General features: G+C 61.3%; 18 protein-coding genes and 1 tRNA gene. All 19 read right to left on the reverse strand.

The genetic code is table 11. The annotated features are described in order from the left end of the window. Window positions 1–376: 376 nt before the first annotated feature. Complete coding sequence (gene lon / locus ACQRAG_RS02105) at window positions 377–2818, reverse strand: endopeptidase La (RefSeq protein ID WP_427804036.1); 2442 nt, start codon at window positions 2816–2818, stop codon at window positions 377–379. Window positions 2819–3052: 234 nt separating this feature from the next. Next, the gene (clpX, locus tag ACQRAG_RS02110; protein WP_168935242.1) at window positions 3053–4330 is read right to left on the reverse strand and encodes an ATP-dependent Clp protease ATP-binding subunit ClpX; all 1278 of its coding nucleotides are present in this window, start codon (window positions 4328–4330) and stop codon (window positions 3053–3055) included. Between the two features lie 3 nt (window positions 4331–4333). Further along, window positions 4334–4936, reverse strand: coding sequence for an ATP-dependent Clp endopeptidase proteolytic subunit ClpP (gene clpP, locus ACQRAG_RS02115; RefSeq protein WP_006008466.1), 603 nt, complete (start codon window positions 4934–4936; stop codon window positions 4334–4336). A gap of 143 nt (window positions 4937–5079) precedes the next feature. Continuing rightward, window positions 5080–6402 carry a trigger factor gene (gene tig, locus ACQRAG_RS02120; RefSeq protein ID WP_427804035.1) on the reverse strand — a complete coding sequence of 441 codons (1323 nt, stop codon included), beginning with the start codon at window positions 6400–6402 and terminating at the stop codon, window positions 5080–5082. A 600-nt stretch (window positions 6403–7002) separates the two neighbouring features. Then, window positions 7003–7086: transfer RNA gene (locus tag ACQRAG_RS02125), tRNA-Leu, on the reverse strand. Between the two features lie 264 nt (window positions 7087–7350). Next, the gene (gene selD / locus ACQRAG_RS02130) at window positions 7351–8409 is read right to left on the reverse strand and encodes a selenide, water dikinase SelD (protein WP_427804034.1); all 1059 of its coding nucleotides are present in this window, start codon (window positions 8407–8409) and stop codon (window positions 7351–7353) included. Window positions 8410–9099: 690 nt separating this feature from the next. Next, window positions 9100–9504: a 50S ribosomal protein L17 gene (gene rplQ / locus ACQRAG_RS02135; RefSeq protein WP_006008455.1), complete on the reverse strand. Its 405-nt coding sequence runs from the start codon at window positions 9502–9504 to the stop codon at window positions 9100–9102. Continuing rightward, the gene (locus ACQRAG_RS02140) at window positions 9494–10537 is read right to left on the reverse strand and encodes a DNA-directed RNA polymerase subunit alpha (protein ID WP_006008453.1); all 1044 of its coding nucleotides are present in this window, start codon (window positions 10535–10537) and stop codon (window positions 9494–9496) included. The genes rplQ and ACQRAG_RS02140 overlap by 11 nt, the downstream gene beginning before the upstream one ends. A gap of 11 nt (window positions 10538–10548) precedes the next feature. Next, window positions 10549–11175, reverse strand: a complete 627-nt coding sequence (rpsD, locus tag ACQRAG_RS02145; RefSeq protein WP_006008451.1) for a 30S ribosomal protein S4 — start codon at window positions 11173–11175, stop codon at window positions 10549–10551. Window positions 11176–11222: 47 nt separating this feature from the next. After that, window positions 11223–11612 carry a 30S ribosomal protein S11 gene (gene rpsK / locus ACQRAG_RS02150; RefSeq protein ID WP_006008449.1) on the reverse strand — a complete coding sequence of 130 codons (390 nt, stop codon included), beginning with the start codon at window positions 11610–11612 and terminating at the stop codon, window positions 11223–11225. A 45-nt stretch (window positions 11613–11657) separates the two neighbouring features. Next, the gene (rpsM, locus tag ACQRAG_RS02155; RefSeq protein ID WP_040369828.1) at window positions 11658–12026 is read right to left on the reverse strand and encodes a 30S ribosomal protein S13; all 369 of its coding nucleotides are present in this window, start codon (window positions 12024–12026) and stop codon (window positions 11658–11660) included. 15 nt (window positions 12027–12041) lie between these two features. Further along, a complete protein-coding gene (gene rpmJ / locus ACQRAG_RS02160) occupies window positions 12042–12155 on the reverse strand; it encodes a 50S ribosomal protein L36 (protein WP_005027799.1) in 114 nt (37 codons plus the stop codon). 149 nt (window positions 12156–12304) lie between these two features. Further along, window positions 12305–13099 (reverse strand): type I methionyl aminopeptidase, encoded by a 795-nt coding sequence (gene map, locus ACQRAG_RS02165; RefSeq protein ID WP_006008446.1) that lies wholly within the window; start codon window positions 13097–13099, stop codon window positions 12305–12307. 25 nt (window positions 13100–13124) lie between these two features. Further along, on the reverse strand, window positions 13125–14438 hold the full coding sequence (gene secY / locus ACQRAG_RS02170; RefSeq protein WP_168935246.1) for a preprotein translocase subunit SecY: 1314 nt from the start codon (window positions 14436–14438) through the stop codon (window positions 13125–13127). 119 nt (window positions 14439–14557) lie between these two features. Then, complete coding sequence (gene rplO / locus ACQRAG_RS02175; RefSeq protein ID WP_006008442.1) at window positions 14558–15022, reverse strand: 50S ribosomal protein L15; 465 nt, start codon at window positions 15020–15022, stop codon at window positions 14558–14560. A 27-nt stretch (window positions 15023–15049) separates the two neighbouring features. After that, window positions 15050–15226 (reverse strand): 50S ribosomal protein L30, encoded by a 177-nt coding sequence (rpmD, locus tag ACQRAG_RS02180; protein WP_072337311.1) that lies wholly within the window; start codon window positions 15224–15226, stop codon window positions 15050–15052. A gap of 3 nt (window positions 15227–15229) precedes the next feature. Next, on the reverse strand, window positions 15230–15742 hold the full coding sequence (gene rpsE / locus ACQRAG_RS02185) for a 30S ribosomal protein S5 (protein ID WP_072337310.1): 513 nt from the start codon (window positions 15740–15742) through the stop codon (window positions 15230–15232). A 1-nt stretch (window position 15743) separates the two neighbouring features. Next, window positions 15744–16103 (reverse strand): 50S ribosomal protein L18, encoded by a 360-nt coding sequence (rplR, locus tag ACQRAG_RS02190; RefSeq protein WP_006008437.1) that lies wholly within the window; start codon window positions 16101–16103, stop codon window positions 15744–15746. A 14-nt stretch (window positions 16104–16117) separates the two neighbouring features. Then, the gene (rplF, locus tag ACQRAG_RS02195; RefSeq protein WP_168935247.1) at window positions 16118–16657 is read right to left on the reverse strand and encodes a 50S ribosomal protein L6; all 540 of its coding nucleotides are present in this window, start codon (window positions 16655–16657) and stop codon (window positions 16118–16120) included. Between the last annotated feature and the right edge of the window lie 9 nt (window positions 16658–16666).

The raw sequence follows: 16666 nt of genomic DNA on the forward strand, positions 1-16666 counted from the left end.
TACGACGCCGGACAGCCCCCATTGCCGGTCCCCCGGCAAAAATGGCCAAGACAAGCACGGCTCTCTGACAAAGAGGCCTGCGCCCAAAACAAAAACGCGGAAGGCACTCTGCCCTCCGCGTTTTTGTTTTATATCGGACATCCGTTCAAAGGTACGCTGCGCACGCACGGCACGCCATACGCACCAAAAACAGGAAGAGGAAGGCACAATGCCTTCCTCTTCCTGTTTTCCCGGTCCACGGGCCGTTGTCCGCTCCCCACCGTCCAGCGGCGGGGACCAGCGGCCCCACCTAAAAAAAGTTTTTTGGAAGGGGGTGCGGGGGAGAACCTTTTGTCCACAAAAGGTTTCCCCCGCTCAAATCCCCCCTACTATCAGCTTATTGCGGTGCAGCGGCACTGCTGTCCTTGTCGCTCTTGCCGGCGCGCAGGCTGAGATACAGCGGCTGGGCCGTGGCGCGACCGGAAAAGATCTCTTCCACGGAAGCGGCCAGGGCATGGGGCAGGACTTCGTCCACATGGTCCACGAAGACGATCTCCAGATCTTCCAGCACCTCGGCGGGCACTTCCTTGAGATCCTTTTCGTTGTCATGCGGCATGAGGACCTTCTTGATGCCGCTGCGGCGGGCAGCCAGCAGCTTTTCCCGCAGGCCGCCGATGGGCAGCACGCGGCCGCGCAGGGAGATCTCGCCGGTCATGGCCACATCGTTGCGCACCGGGATGCCCAGCAGGGCCGAGGTGATGGACGTGGCCAGGGTGATGCCGGCCGAGGGGCCGTCCTTGGGCGTGGCGCCGTCGGGCACATGCACATGGATGTCCACCTTGCGGTGGAAACGCGGGTCAAGGCCCAGGATCTCGGCGCGGGAACGCACATAGGTCAGGGCCGCACGGGCGGACTCGGTCATCACGTCGCCCAGCTGGCCGGTGATGACCACCTGCCCGGAACCGGACATGAGGCTGGTCTCCACCATCAGGATCTCGCCGCCGCGCTGGTTGTAGGCCAGACCGGCGCAGACGCCCACCTGGGACTCGCTCTCGCGCTCCTCGTGGCGATACTTCTTGACGCCGAGGAAGGAAGCCAGGTTCTGGCGGGAGATGCTCACGCACTTGTCCAGATCGTTGTCCTCCACCAGACGGATGGCGGTCTTGCGGCACAGGGCGGCGATCTCGCGCTCCAGATTGCGCACGCCCGCTTCACGGGTGTAGGAACGGATGATCTCCAGGATGGCGCCGTCGGACAGCGCGATGTTCTCCGGCTTCAGGCCGTGTTCCTTCACCTGGCGCGGCAGCAGGAAGTTGCGGGCGATCTGGCGCTTTTCCGTCTCCAGATAGCTGTTGAGCTCGATGATCTCCATGCGGTCCAGCAGCGGTGCCGGGATGGTATCCAGCGAGTTGGCCGTGGTGATGAAGAACACCTTGGAGAGGTCGTACTCCAGATCCAGATAATGGTCCATGAAGGTGTTGTTCTGTTCCGGGTCCAGCACTTCCAGCAGGGCCGAGGCCGGGTCGCCCCGGAAGTCCGAGGTCATCTTGTCGATCTCGTCCAGGCAGAACAGGGGGTTGCTGCTCTTTACCCGTTTCAGGGACTGGATGATCTTGCCGGGCAGGGCGCCCACATAGGTACGGCGATGCCCGCGGATCTCGGCCTCGTCACGCACGCCGCCCAGGGAAAGGCGCACGTATTCACGTCCCGTGGCCCGGGCCACGCTCTTGGCCAGCGAGGTCTTGCCCACGCCTGGCGGGCCCACGAAGCAGAGGATGGGACCGCGCAGGCCGTTGGAGAGCTTCTGCACGGCCAGATATTCCAGGATGCGGTCCTTGGGCTTTTCCAGACCGAAGTGGTCGCCTTCAAGGATGGCACGGGCCTTTTCGATGTCGATATCGATCTCTTTGAGGTCGTTCCAGGGCAGATCCAGCAGCCAGTCCACATAATTGCGCACCACGGTGTATTCCGCGGCCGAGGGCGGCATGCTGCGCAGCTTGCGCAGTTCGGACTGGCAGCGCTCGCGGGCTTCCTGCGGCATGTTGCGGCCTTCGAGCTTCTTTTCCAGCTCGTCCACTTCCGCCTGGGGATCGTCCTCGCGGCCCATCTCCTTGTTGATGGCCTTGAGCTGCTCGCTAAGGTAGTACTCGCGCTGGTTGCGCTCCATCTGCACCTTGACGCGGTTCTTGATGCGCTTTTCCACCGAGGCCAGGGCCACTTCGCCCTGCAAAAGCTCGTACACGCGCTCCAGGCGCTCGGTGACGTCGGCGATCTCCAGCACTTCCTGCTTCTTGCGGTAATCCACCTTGAGGTGGGGCACCACGGCGTCGGCCAGCGGCCCCGCATCGCGCAGGGCCATGATGGACATGAGCGCTTCCTGGGTCAGCTTCTTGTTGTTCTTGGCGTACTCTTCCAGCGCTTCCTGCACGGTACGCACCAGGGCCTCGCGCTCTTCGGGGCGGCTCTCGCTTTCCGGCACGGTGCAGAGCATGGCCATCAGGCAGTTGTCCTCTTCGCGCAGCTCCGTCCAGCGGGCACGGTGCAGGCCTTCGAACAGCACCTTGATGGTGCCGTCGGGCAGGCGCAGCATCTGCAGGACCTTGCAGACGACCCCCACGGGGCTCAGATCATCGGTGCCGGGCTTCTCCACATCGGGCTCGCGCTGGGCCACCAGGAACATCTGCTTGTTGTAGCCGGACTGGGCCAGTTCGATGGCCTTGATGGAGGCTTCGCGCCCCACGAAAAGCGGCATGATGGTACGCGGCAGCATGACCACTTCGCGCAGGGGCATGACCGGCAGCTCGGCAAAAAAGCGCGCTTCGCGCTGGAATTCGGACATAGTGTACCTCGTAAAAGGGCCGCGCGGGCGGCCCGCTCAGCCGTCGGGACGGCCGGGCCGGATGGCCCCGTATATCGTTGAAAGGGGAAGGATCCCTTCTGCCTGCGGCAAAAGCGGATGCTTCCCCCCTTTCAGATCTTGTGACAGCCTGCCCGGGGGCAGGCCCCGGCAAGGTGCGACCGGCAGCAGCAGGCGGGAGCGTCTCCACGCCGTGCGACCATGCCGGAAGCCGGGCTAGTTCAGGCTGGTATCGGCAGCAGCGCCTTCGGCGCTTTCGTCATACAGCAGCACCGGCTCCTTGCCCTTTTCGATGACGGCCCGGTTGATGAGGCATTCCTTGACACCGGGCATGGAGGGCAGGCGGAACATGATGTCCAGCATGGTGCGCTCCATGACGTTGCGCAGGCCGCGCGCGCCGGTCTTGCGCTCGATGGCCCGGGCCGCGATGGCCTTGAGGGCATTGGGCGTGAAGCGCAGCTGCACGTGGTCCAGTTCGAACAGCTTCTGGTACTGGCGCACCAGGGCGTTCTTGGGCTCGGTCAGGATACGCACCAGATCGGCCTCGTCCAGATCGTCCACATGGGTGATGATCGGGATACGGCCCACGAATTCGGGGATCAGACCGAACTTGACCAGGTCCTGGGGCTGGATCTTTTCCAGCAGCTCGCCCAGGGGCATCTCCTTCTTGGAGCAGACCTGGGCGCCGAAGCCCATGGAGCTGCCGCTCATGCGGGAGCCCACGATCTTGTCCAGGCCCACGAAGGCACCGCCCACGATGAACAGGATATTGCTGGTATCCATGCGGATGAATTCCTGCTGGGGATGCTTGCGGCCGCCCTTGGGCGGGATGTTGGCCTCGGTGCCTTCGATGATCTTGAGCAGGGCCTGCTGCACGCCTTCACCGGACACGTCACGGGTGATGGAGGGGCCGTCGCTCTTGCGGGAGATCTTGTCGATCTCGTCGATGTAGATGATGCCCTTGCTGGCGGCTTCGATGTCGTAGTCGGCATTCTGCAGCAGCTGCACCAGGATGTTCTCCACATCCTCGCCCACGTAACCGGCTTCGGTCAGGGTCGTGGCGTCGGCGATGGCAAAGGGCACGCGCAGCACCTTGGCCAGGGTCTTGGCCAGCAGGGTCTTGCCGCTGCCGGAGGGACCCACCAGCAGGATGTTGCTCTTTTCCAGTTCCACGTCATCGCCCAGGGCATCGGCGAAGAAGACGCGCTTGTAGTGGTTGTGCACGGCCACGGAGAGGATCTTCTTGGCCTCGGTCTGGCCGATGACGTATTCATCCAGGCGGGCCTTGATCTCCTGCGGCGAGAGCAGGCGCTCGTCGGCCTCCTCCACCTGCTGCTGGACCTTGTCGCGGGCGATGATGTCACCGCAGGCGCGCACGCAGTTGTCGCAGATGCAGGCGTTGTCCTGCACGATAAGGTTGTTCACCTCCAGCTCGCTGCGTCCGCAGAAGGAGCAGCGCAGCGGTTCCTGTCCGGAATTCTTGCTGTTGGACATAGACTAGTTTTTCTCCGTCATATCGCTGCGCGATACCAGTACCCGGTCGATGATGCCGAATTCGAGGGCCTGTTCGGGGGTGAGGAAATTGTCGCGTTCCGTGGCCCGGACCACCTCGTCATAGCTCTTGCCGGTGTTCTCGGCCAGCATGGTGTTCAGGCGTTCCTTGATGCGCAGCATCTCGCGGGCGTGGATGTCCACATCCGTGGCCTGGCCCTGGAAGCCGCCCAGCGGCTGGTGGATCATGATCTGGCTGTTGGGCAGCGCGTAACGCATGCCCTTCTGCCCGGCAGCCAGCAAAAATGCCCCCATGCTGGCGGCCCGGCCCATGCACACCGTGCTGACGGGCGCGGTGATGTAACGCATGGTGTCGTAGATGGCCAGACCGGCGGTCACGGAGCCGCCGGGAGAATTGATGTACAGGTTGATCTCCTTCTCCGGATCCTGGGATTCCAGGAACAGGAGCTGGGCGCAGACAAGGGAGGCCACAGTGTCGTTCACTTCGCTGCTCAGCAGGATGATGCGATCCTTGAGCAGGCGGGAATAAATATCGTAGGCACGTTCGGAACGGCCCGTGGTTTCGATGACCATGGGGACGAGGGACATGAAAACCTCTCTGTGAGTTAAACCGTATAAATTCGACGCCGCCGCGACGGGAGAACCGCCGCGGCGTACGTCAAAAGCGGACGACGAAGCGTCGCCGGAAAGGTGCGTGAAACATCTGCACCATGGTGCAGACATCGCTCGCTTTAGTTGTTTTCTTCAGTCTTTTCAGCAGCCTTTGGCTCCACTTCCTTCACCTGGGCCTTGGCGTAGATGGCGTCCATGGCCTTGTCGGCCAGGATGCGGTCACGCAGGGTGAAGATCATGCCGCTCTTTTCATAGGCTTCGCGAACCTGCTTGAAGTCTTCGCCGCTGCGCATGCACAGCTGGTAGAGCTGGGCATTGACTTCCTGCTCGTTCACGTCCAGGCCTTCCTTCTTGGCGATGGCCAGCAGCAGCACCTGCATGCGGGTGATCTCTTCGGCCTGGGGCTGGACTTCCTTCAGCAGTTCTTCTTCGGTCTTGCCCAGGGAATCCAGGCTCTTGCCCTGGCGTTCCATGCGGGCGCGCATGTCGGCCAGCAGGGTGCGGGCCTGCACGTCCACCATGCTGGGCGGCAGTTCGAATTCCACCATCTTCACCAGCTTGTCCAGCATGGACTTCTGGGCGGAACCCTTGTTCAGGTTGTAGCGGCTGGAGCGGTAGCTTTCGCGGATGCCGGCCTTGAGCTTTTCCACGTTTTCCACGCCCACGGCCTTGGCCAGTTCGTCATCCACGGCGGGCAGCTGACGTTCCTTGATGGCATGCACCTTGACCTTCATGGTCACGGTCTTGCCGGCCAGGTCCTTGGCCAGGAAATCTTCGGGGAAGGTGATGTCGCCTTCGGCTTCGCAACCCAGCTTGATGGTCTTGACCAGGTTTTCGAAATCTTCCAGGGCCTGCTTTTCGCCCAGGGCCAGATCGAAGCCGTCAGCCTTGATGCCTTCCAGGGGCTGACCGTTTTCGTAGGCGCAGAAGTCGATGTTGGCCACCTGGCCGTCCACGGCCGGGCCGTCGCCGTCCACGGGCACCAGCTTGGCGCGGTCGCGGCGGATGCGTTCCACCACTTCTTCCACTTCAGCGTCGTCCACGATGGTCTTTTCCTGCTCCACTTCCATGCCTTCGTAGGGGGGCAGATCGAAGGTGGGCAGCACTTCGAACTCGATGCTGTAGTTCATGCCCTTGCCGCGTTCCATGACAGGCTCGCCGTCCACCATGTTGATACCGGAGACGGGGGTCACGTCCAGCTTGGACATCACCTCATTGATGTGCACGTTGACGAGGTCCTGACGGGCCTCTTCATAGATGCGGTCGCGGAAACGCTGTTCGATGACGGAAGCGGGCACCTTGCCCTTGCGGAAACCGTCAAGCTGCACAGACGTCTTGTACAGGGCGACAGCGCCCATGATGGCGGCTTCCACTTCCTTGGGATCAGTGGTGATGGCAACCTTTTTCTTGACCGGGGACAAATCTTCAACAGTATATTCCACGAGGCGCTCCTTTAACGAAAAGTCTCTTTTTTCCGCCGCGCCCCGGGGATGCCCCGAAGACGACCGCGACCTGGGCCGCACGGCAGTTCTCTGAATGATGATGCGGTGCAGAACACGCATCATCCGGCATGGCGAGCGACTCGCCAGCCACGACAATCGCTTCTCATAGCCCAAAGAAGGGCGGATTTCAAGCGGCTGGGCGCCGGTCTCCCGGCAGATCTCTGCCGTCAGAGATAAGCACGGAAGCGTGCCGGTCAAGATGAAAAGCCTTCCTTTGGCGAAACGGTGAAGAAGGCAGCAGGAGGCGCTCAGGTACAGACAGAAAGAGGTGAAGGAACAGGGCCGCGGTCTGATGCGGTATGGCCCGTGATGCCACGGCAAGAAGGGATGGACGGACGATACCCCTTGGCCGGCTCGCCGCAGGCCGGACGGGGAAGGAACATGCAGCATCATGGAAGAGAGGAGCGCTGCTGCGCGCTACCGTGGCGGGATGGAGCTGCGCTGGCTTCCTCTGCGCCGGATAAGGAAAGAGGCTTCCTGCACAGCAGCCCTCAAAACAAAGACGTCCCACAGCCATGCCGGGGACGTCCTTGCAAATTCTGGTGCGAGAGACGGGACTTGAACCCGTATGGATAAACCGCTGGATTCTAAGTCCAGTGCGTCTACCAATTCCGCCACTCTCGCAAAGATAATTTTTATACCACAGACAGCACTTTCCCGCAAGCCTCGGCCAGCCCTCCCCTCAGTGCCGGACAGCAGGAAAAAAGGGAAACGGCAACAGTCCCGGAGGGGCCCGATCTTGCCGCCTGGCGAACTGCCGGGAGGCCTCTCTTCCGGGATGCTTTCCTCCCACTGCAATACATGCGGAGAGGATGGGAGGCGTGGAGGAAAGAGAGAGCTTGGGAAATGAGAAAGGGAGAGTCTTCTCCCCGGATCTCCCCTCCCCCGCTAGCGCAGCAGCAGCCGCTTGCCGTCGGGACGCGCCTCCAGCACTTCACCGATCTCCACGGCCATCTCGCCCCTGGCCTCCAGCCAGTCACGCACCGTGGCCAGCTCTTCACCCGGCACGGCCAGCACGATACCGCCCGAGGTCTGGGCATCGAATACGATGCTTTCCACTGCCTCATCCACCGAAGACGCCACGTCCACGGCAGGAGCGCAGTGGGTGCGGTTGAGATGGCTGCCCGCCGGGATGAGGCCCATGCGGGCATACTCCAGAGCGTGGGGCAGCAGCGGCAGGGCTTCCGTCTGCAATGATACGCAGACACCCGAGGCCTGCGCCATCTCCAGCAGATGCCCGCCCAGCCCAAAACCGGTGATGTCCGTGGCGGCCGGGATGCGGAAGTGGGCGATGGCCTCCCCGGGGATACGGTTGAGACGTCCGCACCAGCGCTGCAGCAGCGCTTCGCTTTCCTCATGATCGTCCCAGCGTGCCTTGACACCTGTAGCCAGGATGCCCGTGCCCAGCGGCTTGGTCAGCAGCAGACGCAGGCCCGGCCGCAGCTTGTCATTGGCGGCCACATGATCGGGATCGATGATGCCGGTCACGGCCATGCCGTACTTGAGTTCGTCATCCTGCACCGTATGCCCGCCGGCCAGCACGGCCCCGGCTTCTTCCAGGGCATCCATGCCGCCGCGCAGGATATTGGCCAGGATGTTCTCCGGGTCGTTCTCGGTCAGGCAGGTGGGGAAAAACGCCACGTTCATGGCACACCAGGGCTGCCCGCCCAGTGCGTAGACATCCGACAGGGCATTGCAGGCCGCAATGCGGCCGAACCAGAAGGCATCGTTGACGATGGGCGCCAGGATGTCCACGGTCTGCACGATGGCCTTGCCCGCCGGCATGCGCACGACCACGGCATCCTCGTTGCGGGCACGCCCGGCGATGACGCGCTGCTCCAGATCCGACGATCCACGGGGCACGAGGCCCCGCAAAAGCTGCTCCAGGGCCCCTGGAGCCATTTTTGCCGCTCAGCCGGCGGCCCGGGCCTTTTCCAGCAACTTCATGATGAACCTCGCTTTGTTGAAAAATGAAAGGATGCCGCACAGGCACAGGCCGTCCATGCCATGAAAGCCCCCCTGCTGGCAAGTCATGACAGAGAAGGGACGACAAAGGTCAGTGGATGGCTGCTTGATAGTATTGAGGGGGCGAGGGGAACTTTTCCTTGCGCCCAAAAGCTTCCCCTCGCCCCCTCAAACTCCTCCCCCACTCCCCTCAAAACGCGCTCATAAAAAACCCAGAAAGACGTGAGGGAGAGATATTCCACCAGGCTGTCCTCCTCTATGGATCTGCCGGCTGCCTCCGGCGTGAGAACCAGGAAGGACAAGGGAACGGGAACGCCTGCAGCGTATGTAAAAAAGGGATAGGGGCTGTCGGTCAGTACAGGCATGTGAGTGCAGAGGCTGCGTTGTCGTGGAGCGCCAAACTTTCCGGACAGCGTGTAGGAATGCAGGCTCCGGGCTGATGCACGGCCGTACGGAGGCGCCGAAAGGGATGGGGATTCCCTCGTCTTGCCGCATATCGGCCGGGCTCCCGGCATGCATACGGAAAGGGGGCCCCCGAAGGGCAGCAAGCCCCCTGCAGGAGGACGTCTTCCTCCCCTGCCAGGCTATTCCCCAAAACGCAAAAAGGCCCCCTTGCGGGGGCCCTTGTATCCTTTTCCCTCGTCCGGCCGGAACCGGACACGGTCATCGGAACTACTCGGCGCTTTCAGCCTTGGCGGGAGCTTCCGTCTTGGCTTCGGGCAGGCGGGTCAGTTCGATGATGGCCATGGGAGCGTTATCGCCCTTGCGGGGCATGGCCAGCTTCATCACGCGGGTGTAACCACCAGGCACACCGGCGAACTGGGGACCAATTTCGTCAAACAGGCGCTTAACCAGAGCGTAGTCGCACAGCACGCGGTAAGCCAGACGGCGGGCGTGCAGGTCGTTGCGCTTGGCCAGGGAGATCAGCGGCTCGACAACGCCGCGGAGTTCCTTGGCTTTCACTTCGGTGGTGCGGATGCGGCCGTGGATAAGCAGCGCCTTGGCGAGATTGTGCAACAGGGCCTTACGGTGCGCAGGCGTCCGCGAAAGTTTTTTGCCGGAATTGCTATGCCTCATTTTGCTGCTTCCTTTTCCAGTCCTGATATTTCTTTTCGAAACCGTCAACCTTCATGCCGAAATCAAGGCCCATGTCGTGCAGGACTTCCTTGATCTCGTCCAGAGATTTACGGCCGAAGTTCTTGGTTTTGAGCATTTCAGCCTCGGAACGCTGCACCAGTTCGCCCACCAGCGCGATGTTGGCACTGCGCAGGCAGTTGGTGGCGCGCACCGAAAGCTCGAGATCGTCGATGCTCTTGAAGAGATGCTCGTTGGTCTCGCCGCTGTCGCTGCTGCCGTGACGCATGTCACCGGACACACGTTCATCGAAGTTGATGAACACCGAGATCTGATCCTTGATGATCTTGGCGCTGTACGCGATGGCATCTTCAGGGGTCAGCGAGCCGTCGGTCCACACTTCGAGAATCAGGCGGTCGTAGTTGGTCATCTGACCCACACGAGCCTGTTCCACAGCGTAGGCGACCTTGCGAACCGGCGAGAAGGAGGAGTCCAGCTTAATCAAACCGATTTCATCGGCCAGACCTTCGTGCATGTCGGCAGGCACATAGCCCTTGCCCATGCGCACTTCAAATTCCATCTCCAGCACCACGTCCTCGGTGAGGGTGGCGATGTGCTGTTCAGGATTGAGCACGGTCACATGCTGATTGGCCTGAATCTGGGCGGCCGTAACAGGCCCTTTGCTGTCAACGCGAAGCGTCAGGCGCTGCGGTTCGTCCGTGTCCATGCGCAGACGCACCTGCTTGATGTTCAGCACCACGTCGGTCACGTCTTCGAGGACGCCGTGGATGGTGGTGAACTCATGCTGCACGCCGGTAATCTTCACAGACACAAAGGCAGCACCCTGCAGGGAGGCAAGCAGCACACGACGCATGGCATTGCCGATGGTGGTGCCGTAACCTCTCTCCAGCGGTTCGCAAACAAACTTGCCGTGCGTGCTGCTGGCCGTGTCTTCGTCGCGCAGGATCTGGTCGGGCTTGACGAGCTCGTTCCAGTTGCGCGCATTGATAAGGCGTTCGCCCTGTTTGATAAGCATGAAGCCCCCGCTTATTTCGAGTAAAGTTCAACGATCAGCTGTTCATTGACCGGGAACTGGATGTCGTCACGCTGCGGCAGAGCCTTCACGGTGCCCTTGAAAGCGGCGCCGTCGGCTTCCAGCCAGGCGGGGCAACCGCGGCGGGCGATGACTTCCTGGGCTTCGGCCAGAACGGGGATCTTGCGGTTCTTTTCGGGCACTTCGATGGTATCGCCCACGCGCACCTGCAGCGAGGGGATGGTCACCTTGTGGCCATTGAGGGTGAAGATGCCGTGACGCACCAGCTGACGGGCCTGGTTACGGGAGTTGGCGAAACCGAGACGGTACACCACGTTGTCCAGGCGGCGTTCCAGGATCACCAGCAGGTTGGTACCGGTGACGCCCTTCTGCATTTCAGCCTTTTCGAAGTATCCGCGGAACTGCTTTTCCAGGATACCGTAGCTGCGGCGGGTCTTCTGCTTCTCGCGCAGCTGGACAGCGTATTCGCTGACTTTCTTACGCGCACGGCCGTGCTGGCCAGGAGCGTAGGGACGGCGATCATAAGCGCACTTGTCGGTAAAGCAGCGGTCGCCCTTCAGGAAGAGCTTGCAGCCCTCGCGACGGCAAATGCGGCATTTGGCTTCAGTATATTTGGCCATTTGAAGAATCCTCTTGCGTTGATTACCACTGCCTCTCGGGCAGCCAACTACACGCGACGGCGCTTAGGCGGCCGGCAACCATTGTGGGGGATGGGCGTAACGTCGCGGATGAAAGCAACCCGGAAGCCAACAGCGGCAATGGCGCGCATGGCGGCTTCACGACCGGAGCCGGGGCCCTTCACATACACACCCACGGTGCGCATGCCGTTGTCCTGAGCCTTGCGGGCGGCAGTTTCGGCAGCAACCTGGGCAGCGAAGGGGGTGGACTTGCGGGAACCCTTGAAACCGCTCTGGCCGGAAGAGGCCCAGCTGATGGCGTTGCCGCGAGTGTCCGTAAAGGTGATGATGGTATTGTTGAACGAAGCCTGGATGTGGGCAATGCCCACGGGCACGTTCTTCTTTTCTCTTTTCTTGACCACTTTCTTGGGTCTGGCCATGATATTACCTCAATCTGGCTAAATTCGCGTGAAAAGGAATGCGCCCTACTTCTTCTTGCCCACCACACCGCGACGGGGACCCTTGCGGGTACGCGCATTGGTGTGGGTGCGCTGACCGTGCACGGGCAGGCCGCGACGGTGACGCAGGCCACGGAAGCAGCCGATGTCCATGAGGCGCTTGATATTGGTAGAGATCTCGCGACGGAGGTCGCCTTCCACCTTGTAGTTCTGTTCGAGTTCCTTACGGATCTCGTTCACTTCGTCGGCGGAAAGATCATCAATGTTGCGCTCCCAGTTCACACCGGTGGTGCTCAGGATCTGCAGGGCCGTAGCACGGCCGATGCCATAGATATAGGTGAGCGCAATGTCCACACGTTTGCCACGAGGCAAATCAACACCTGCAATTCTCGCCACAGTACGTCTCCTGCCCTAGCCCTGGCGCTGCTTGTGCCGGGGGTTTTCGCAGATAACTCGAAGAACACCCTTGCGCCGGATCACCTTGCACTTGGGGCATATTTTTTTGACGGAAGGTCTGACTTTCATGATTCGTCTCCAATGAGTGGCAAAGCCATCCGGCTTTGCGTGACCAAGGTTTGCCGCTGCCGGAAGCACAACACAAACCCGGTCAATACGGCTGCTCACCGCTCATTAGCAGCGGGAACAGAAACCTTTATCCATCTTTACCTGCTCTGTCAACAACCAATTGTCGTCCGGTTCAGGCCGCGGTCCGAAATGCTCAGGATCCGGGGCCCGTCCGGCGTAATGGCTACACTGTGTTCAAAATGCGCAGCCAGGCGGCGGTCGCGTGTCACAGCAGTCCATTTGTCTTCCAGAACGTCCACCTCGTAGCTGCCGGCGGTGACCATGGGCTCAATGGCGATGACCATGCCGTTACGCAGGGTCAGCCCGCGGCCACCGGGGTGATAGTTGGGGACTTCCGGCTTTTCGTGCATCTTGGCGCCAACTCCGTGGCCCACATACTGACGCACGACATTGAAACCGGCGGCTTCCACATAGTTCTGCACGGCCATACCGATGGCATAGACATCGTTACCGGCACGCGCCTGCTCGATGCCGACATAGAGGCTCTCCTCCGTGACGCGCATGAGCTTGCAGGCTTCCTCGCTCACCTTGCCCACAGGGAAGGTGCGCGCAGCGTCGCCCACAAAACCTTCAAAGACCACGCCCATGTCGACGCTGACGATGTCCCCTTCCTCAAGCAGCCGCGGGGAGGGGAAACCGTGGACCACCTGCTCGTTGACCGAGCAGCATGTGGCGTAGGGGTAGCCGTAATAGCCCAAAAAGGCCGGTTTCACTTTATAATCGGCGCACATGTCGCGCGCCAGTTCTTCAAAGCGCATGGTCGTTTCGCCCGGCTTCACGATGTCGCCGATGGCATCCAGGATGTTGGCCACCATACGGTTGGCCTCGCGCAGGCAAGCGATCTCCCGCTCATTTTTGATGAATGCGCCTTGATACTTCTTCATGACTTTCCAGCTCTCTTTGCCAGAATTACATGCGGCCGCCCTTGCGGGCCGCCTTGTTCATCAACCCCTGGTACTGGGTTGAGATCATGTGGGACTCGACCTGATTCATGAAGTCCATGGCCACGCCGACAAGGATCAGCAGGCTGGTACCACCGAAGTAGAACGGCACGTTGAACTTGGCGATCATGAGCATGGGCAGCAGGGAAATGGCCGAGATGTACACCGCGCCGCTCAGGGTCAGACGCGAGAGTACGGTGTCGATGTATTCCTGGGTGCGTTCGCCGGGACGGATGCCGGGGACGAAGCCGCCGTTCTTCTTCAGGTTCTCGGCCATATCCTTCGGGTCGATGATGATGGCCGTGTAGAAGTAGCAGAAGAAGAAGATCAGGACAACATAGAGCACATTGTACAGGACGCCGTGCGGAGCAAAGAAGTCCGTGACCATCCTGACGTATTCATTGGTGGAGAACTGGCCCACCGTGGCCGGGAACAGCAGCAGCGACGAGGCGAAAATGGGCGGGATGACGCCCGCCGTATTGACGCGCAGGGGCAGGTGCGTGTTCTGGCCGCCAAACATCTTACGTCCGATCTGGCGCTTGGCGTAGCTGATGGGGATACGGCGCTGGGCACGCTCCACGAACACGATGGCCGTCAGCACGGCGGCCATGAGCAGCACGATGATGACCGCGAGGAAGATGCTCATGCTGCCGGACTTGATGAGGTCCATGGACTGCATGATGCCGCGCGGGATGCCCACCACGATACCGCAGAAGATGATCAGGGAGATGCCGTTGCCGATACCGCGTTCAGTGATCTGCTCACCCAGCCACATGACGAGCATGGAACCGGCCGTGAAGGTGGCCATGGTCACCATGCGGAAATGCCAGCCCGCATTGAGCACGATGGGCGTGCCGTCGGGGCTGGTCATGGATTCGAGCCCGATGGAGATGAACAGGCCCTGCACCAGGGTGATCAGCACGGTCAGGTAACGGGTGTACTGGGTTATCTTGCGGCGTCCGGCCTGGCCTTCTTCCTTGGCCATGCGCTTGATGTCGGGGCTCACCACCTGCAAAAGCTGCATGATGATGGACGCCGAGATGTAGGGCATGACACCCAGAGCGAAGACGGACACGTTGGACAGGCCGCCACCGGAGAACATGTCGAACATGTCGAACAACGTTCCCGACAGGCTTTTGAAGTACGCGGCCAGGGCCGCGGCATCCACACCGGGGATGGGCACATGCACACCGATTCTGTAGCAGCACAGAAGGAGGAAGGTCCAGCCCAGGCGCTTGGCCAGAGAAGATTGTCCGAGGGGATTAACCGATGCTGATGCCATGAATCACTCGTTACCTTTTACGCTGTAAGGGACGCATATGCGCGGGAGCGTCTTTACCCCGCGCCCATTCCGGCGCGGGGTCAAAGACATCCGCCTGCCGTTACCGGCATGGCGCATAATTACTCAGCCGCTTGCGCAGCTTCAAGTTCGGTGGCTTCGCCGCCGGCGTTGCGGATCTTTTCCGCAGCGGCCTGGCTGAACTTGTGAGCTTCCACCTTGATGGCCGACTTCACTTCGCCGCGGGAAAGCACTTTCACGGGCGCGCCCAGACGGGCCAGGCCGCGGGCGTAGATGTCGTCCAGGGTGATCTCGCTCTTGCCTTCAAAGGCTTCCTGCAGACGGTCCAGATTGATCACGTCGTAGGTCACCTTGAAGGGGAAGTTCTTGAAGCCGTGCTTGGGAAGACGACGCTGCAGGGGCATCTGGCCGCCTTCGAAACCGGGACGCACACCGCCGCCGGCACGGGCGTTCTGACCCTTGTTACCCTTGCCAGCGGTGCAGCCCAGGCCGGAACCGGAACCACGGCCCACACGACGGCGGGTTTTGCGCTCTTCCGGGAAGGGAAAGAGATTGTGCAGTTGCATGATATATACTCCTCCTGCGGCCGTGGACTAGTCCACCAGGGCCACAAGGTGCGAAACTTTGGCGATGATGCCCCGGATGGCCGGGGTGTCCTTGAACGACTTGACCTGTTCGCGACGCTTGAGGCCAAGGGAGTCCAGCAGCTTGCGCTGGGCCGGCGTGGTGCCGATGCGAGAACGCACGAGTTTGACCGTAATTTCAGCCATGACTTACTTCCTCGGGGCTTCGAGCTTCTTGCCACGCAGCTCGGACACTTCGTCAGCGCTGCGCAGGGAGATCAGGCCCTGCATGGTGGCACGCAGCACGTTATGGGGGTTGTTGGTGCCGATGGCCTTGGCCAGGACGTCACGCACGCCCACGGCTTCCATGACGGCACGCACGGCACCACCGGCGATGATACCGGTACCTTCGGAGGCGGGCTTCAGCATGACGCGACCAGCGCCGAAGCGGCCCAGCACTTCGTAAGGCAGGGTGCCTTCCACCAGAGGAATCTGCACGCGGTTCTTGCGAGCGCGTTCAGTGGCCTTGCGCAGGGCTTCGGGCACTTCCTGGGCCTTGCCCAGGCCGTAGCCCACGCCACCCTTGCCGTCGCCCACCACCACAAGGGCGCTGAAGCTGAAACGGCGACCGCCCTTGACCACCTTGGCCACGCGGTTCAGGGAGACGATCTTTTCGATTTCGCCCAATTCGTTCTGTTTGGTTTCGGTATTTTCCTGACGCATATTAGAACTCCAGGCCGCCTTCGCGGGCGCCGTCGGCCACGGCTTTCACGCGACCGTGATAAAGGTACCCGTTGCGATCAAACACCACCTGGGTGATGTTCTTTTCCTTGGCAAGACGGGCGATTTCCATGCCCACCTTCTCGGCGCCGGCCAGGTTGCAATGCATACCGGCTTCGGTCTTGGCCAGGCTGAGGGTGGAGGCGGCGACCAGGGTGGCGCCTTCCTGATCGTTCACGATCTGGGCGTAGATGTGCATGTTGGAGCGGTACACCACCAGACGGGGACGTTCGGCGGTACCCTGCACCTTTTTACGAATGCGGACCTTGCGGCGCTGACGGGATTCATTCTTGGTAAGCTTCATGACGCAATCCCTACCTACTTCTTGCCGCCGGACTTACCGACCTTGCGGCGGATGGTCTCGGTGGTATACTTGATACCCTTGCCCTTGTAGGGTTCGGGCTTGCGGATGCGACGGATCTTGGCGGCCATTTCGCCCACCAGTTCCTTGTCGGCGCCGCTGATGGTCAGGATCTGACCTTCGGCCTTGGCCTGGATGCCTTCGGGCAGTTCCACCAGCACGGGGTGGGAGAAGCCCACGGACAGTTCCACCAGGTTGCCCTTGACGGCAACGCGGTAGCCCACGCCGATCACTTCCAGGGACTTGGAGAAGCCCTTGGTCACGCCTTCGATGCAGTTGGCGAGCAGGGTGCGGCGCAGACCGTGCTGAGCACGGCTGTGACGGTCGTCTTCCACGCGGGTCAGGGTCAGCACACCGTCGGTGAGGTCATAATTCAGCAGGCTGCACACAGGGGTATGCAGCGTACCCTTGGGGCCCTTCACTTCCACAACATCCGTTCCGATCTTGACTTCAACGCCAGCGGGAACGGTAATGGGCTGTTTGCCGATACGAGACATGGTGCACCC

The organism is Desulfovibrio sp. SGI.230 (assembly GCF_050313065.1).
Classification (GTDB): Bacteria; Desulfobacterota; Desulfovibrionia; order Desulfovibrionales; family Desulfovibrionaceae; genus Desulfovibrio.

Coding starts and splice junctions, on each gene's coding strand:
- lon (WP_427804036.1), bottom strand. CDS start 2,818: ATGTCCGAATTCCAGCGCGAAGCGCGCTTTTTTGCCGAGCTGCCGGTC.
- clpX (WP_168935242.1), bottom strand. CDS start 4,330: ATGTCCAACAGCAAGAATTCCGGACAGGAACCGCTGCGCTGCTCCTTC.
- clpP (WP_006008466.1), bottom strand. CDS start 4,936: ATGTCCCTCGTCCCCATGGTCATCGAAACCACGGGCCGTTCCGAACGT.
- rplQ (WP_006008455.1), bottom strand. CDS start 9,504: ATGAGGCATAGCAATTCCGGCAAAAAACTTTCGCGGACGCCTGCGCAC.
- ACQRAG_RS02140 (WP_006008453.1), bottom strand. CDS start 10,537: ATGCTTATCAAACAGGGCGAACGCCTTATCAATGCGCGCAACTGGAAC.
- rpsD (WP_006008451.1), bottom strand. CDS start 11,175: ATGGCCAAATATACTGAAGCCAAATGCCGCATTTGCCGTCGCGAGGGC.
- rpsK (WP_006008449.1), bottom strand. CDS start 11,612: ATGGCCAGACCCAAGAAAGTGGTCAAGAAAAGAGAAAAGAAGAACGTG.
- rpmJ (WP_005027799.1), bottom strand. CDS start 12,155: ATGAAAGTCAGACCTTCCGTCAAAAAAATATGCCCCAAGTGCAAGGTG.
- map (WP_006008446.1), bottom strand. CDS start 13,099: ATGAAGAAGTATCAAGGCGCATTCATCAAAAATGAGCGGGAGATCGCT.
- secY (WP_168935246.1), bottom strand. CDS start 14,438: ATGGCATCAGCATCGGTTAATCCCCTCGGACAATCTTCTCTGGCCAAG.
- rplO (WP_006008442.1), bottom strand. CDS start 15,022: ATGCAACTGCACAATCTCTTTCCCTTCCCGGAAGAGCGCAAAACCCGC.
- rpmD (WP_072337311.1), bottom strand. CDS start 15,226: ATGGCTGAAATTACGGTCAAACTCGTGCGTTCTCGCATCGGCACCACG.
- rpsE (WP_072337310.1), bottom strand. CDS start 15,742: ATGCGTCAGGAAAATACCGAAACCAAACAGAACGAATTGGGCGAAATC.
- rplR (WP_006008437.1), bottom strand. CDS start 16,103: ATGAAGCTTACCAAGAATGAATCCCGTCAGCGCCGCAAGGTCCGCATT.
- rplF (WP_168935247.1), bottom strand. CDS start 16,657: ATGTCTCGTATCGGCAAACAGCCCATTACCGTTCCCGCTGGCGTTGAA.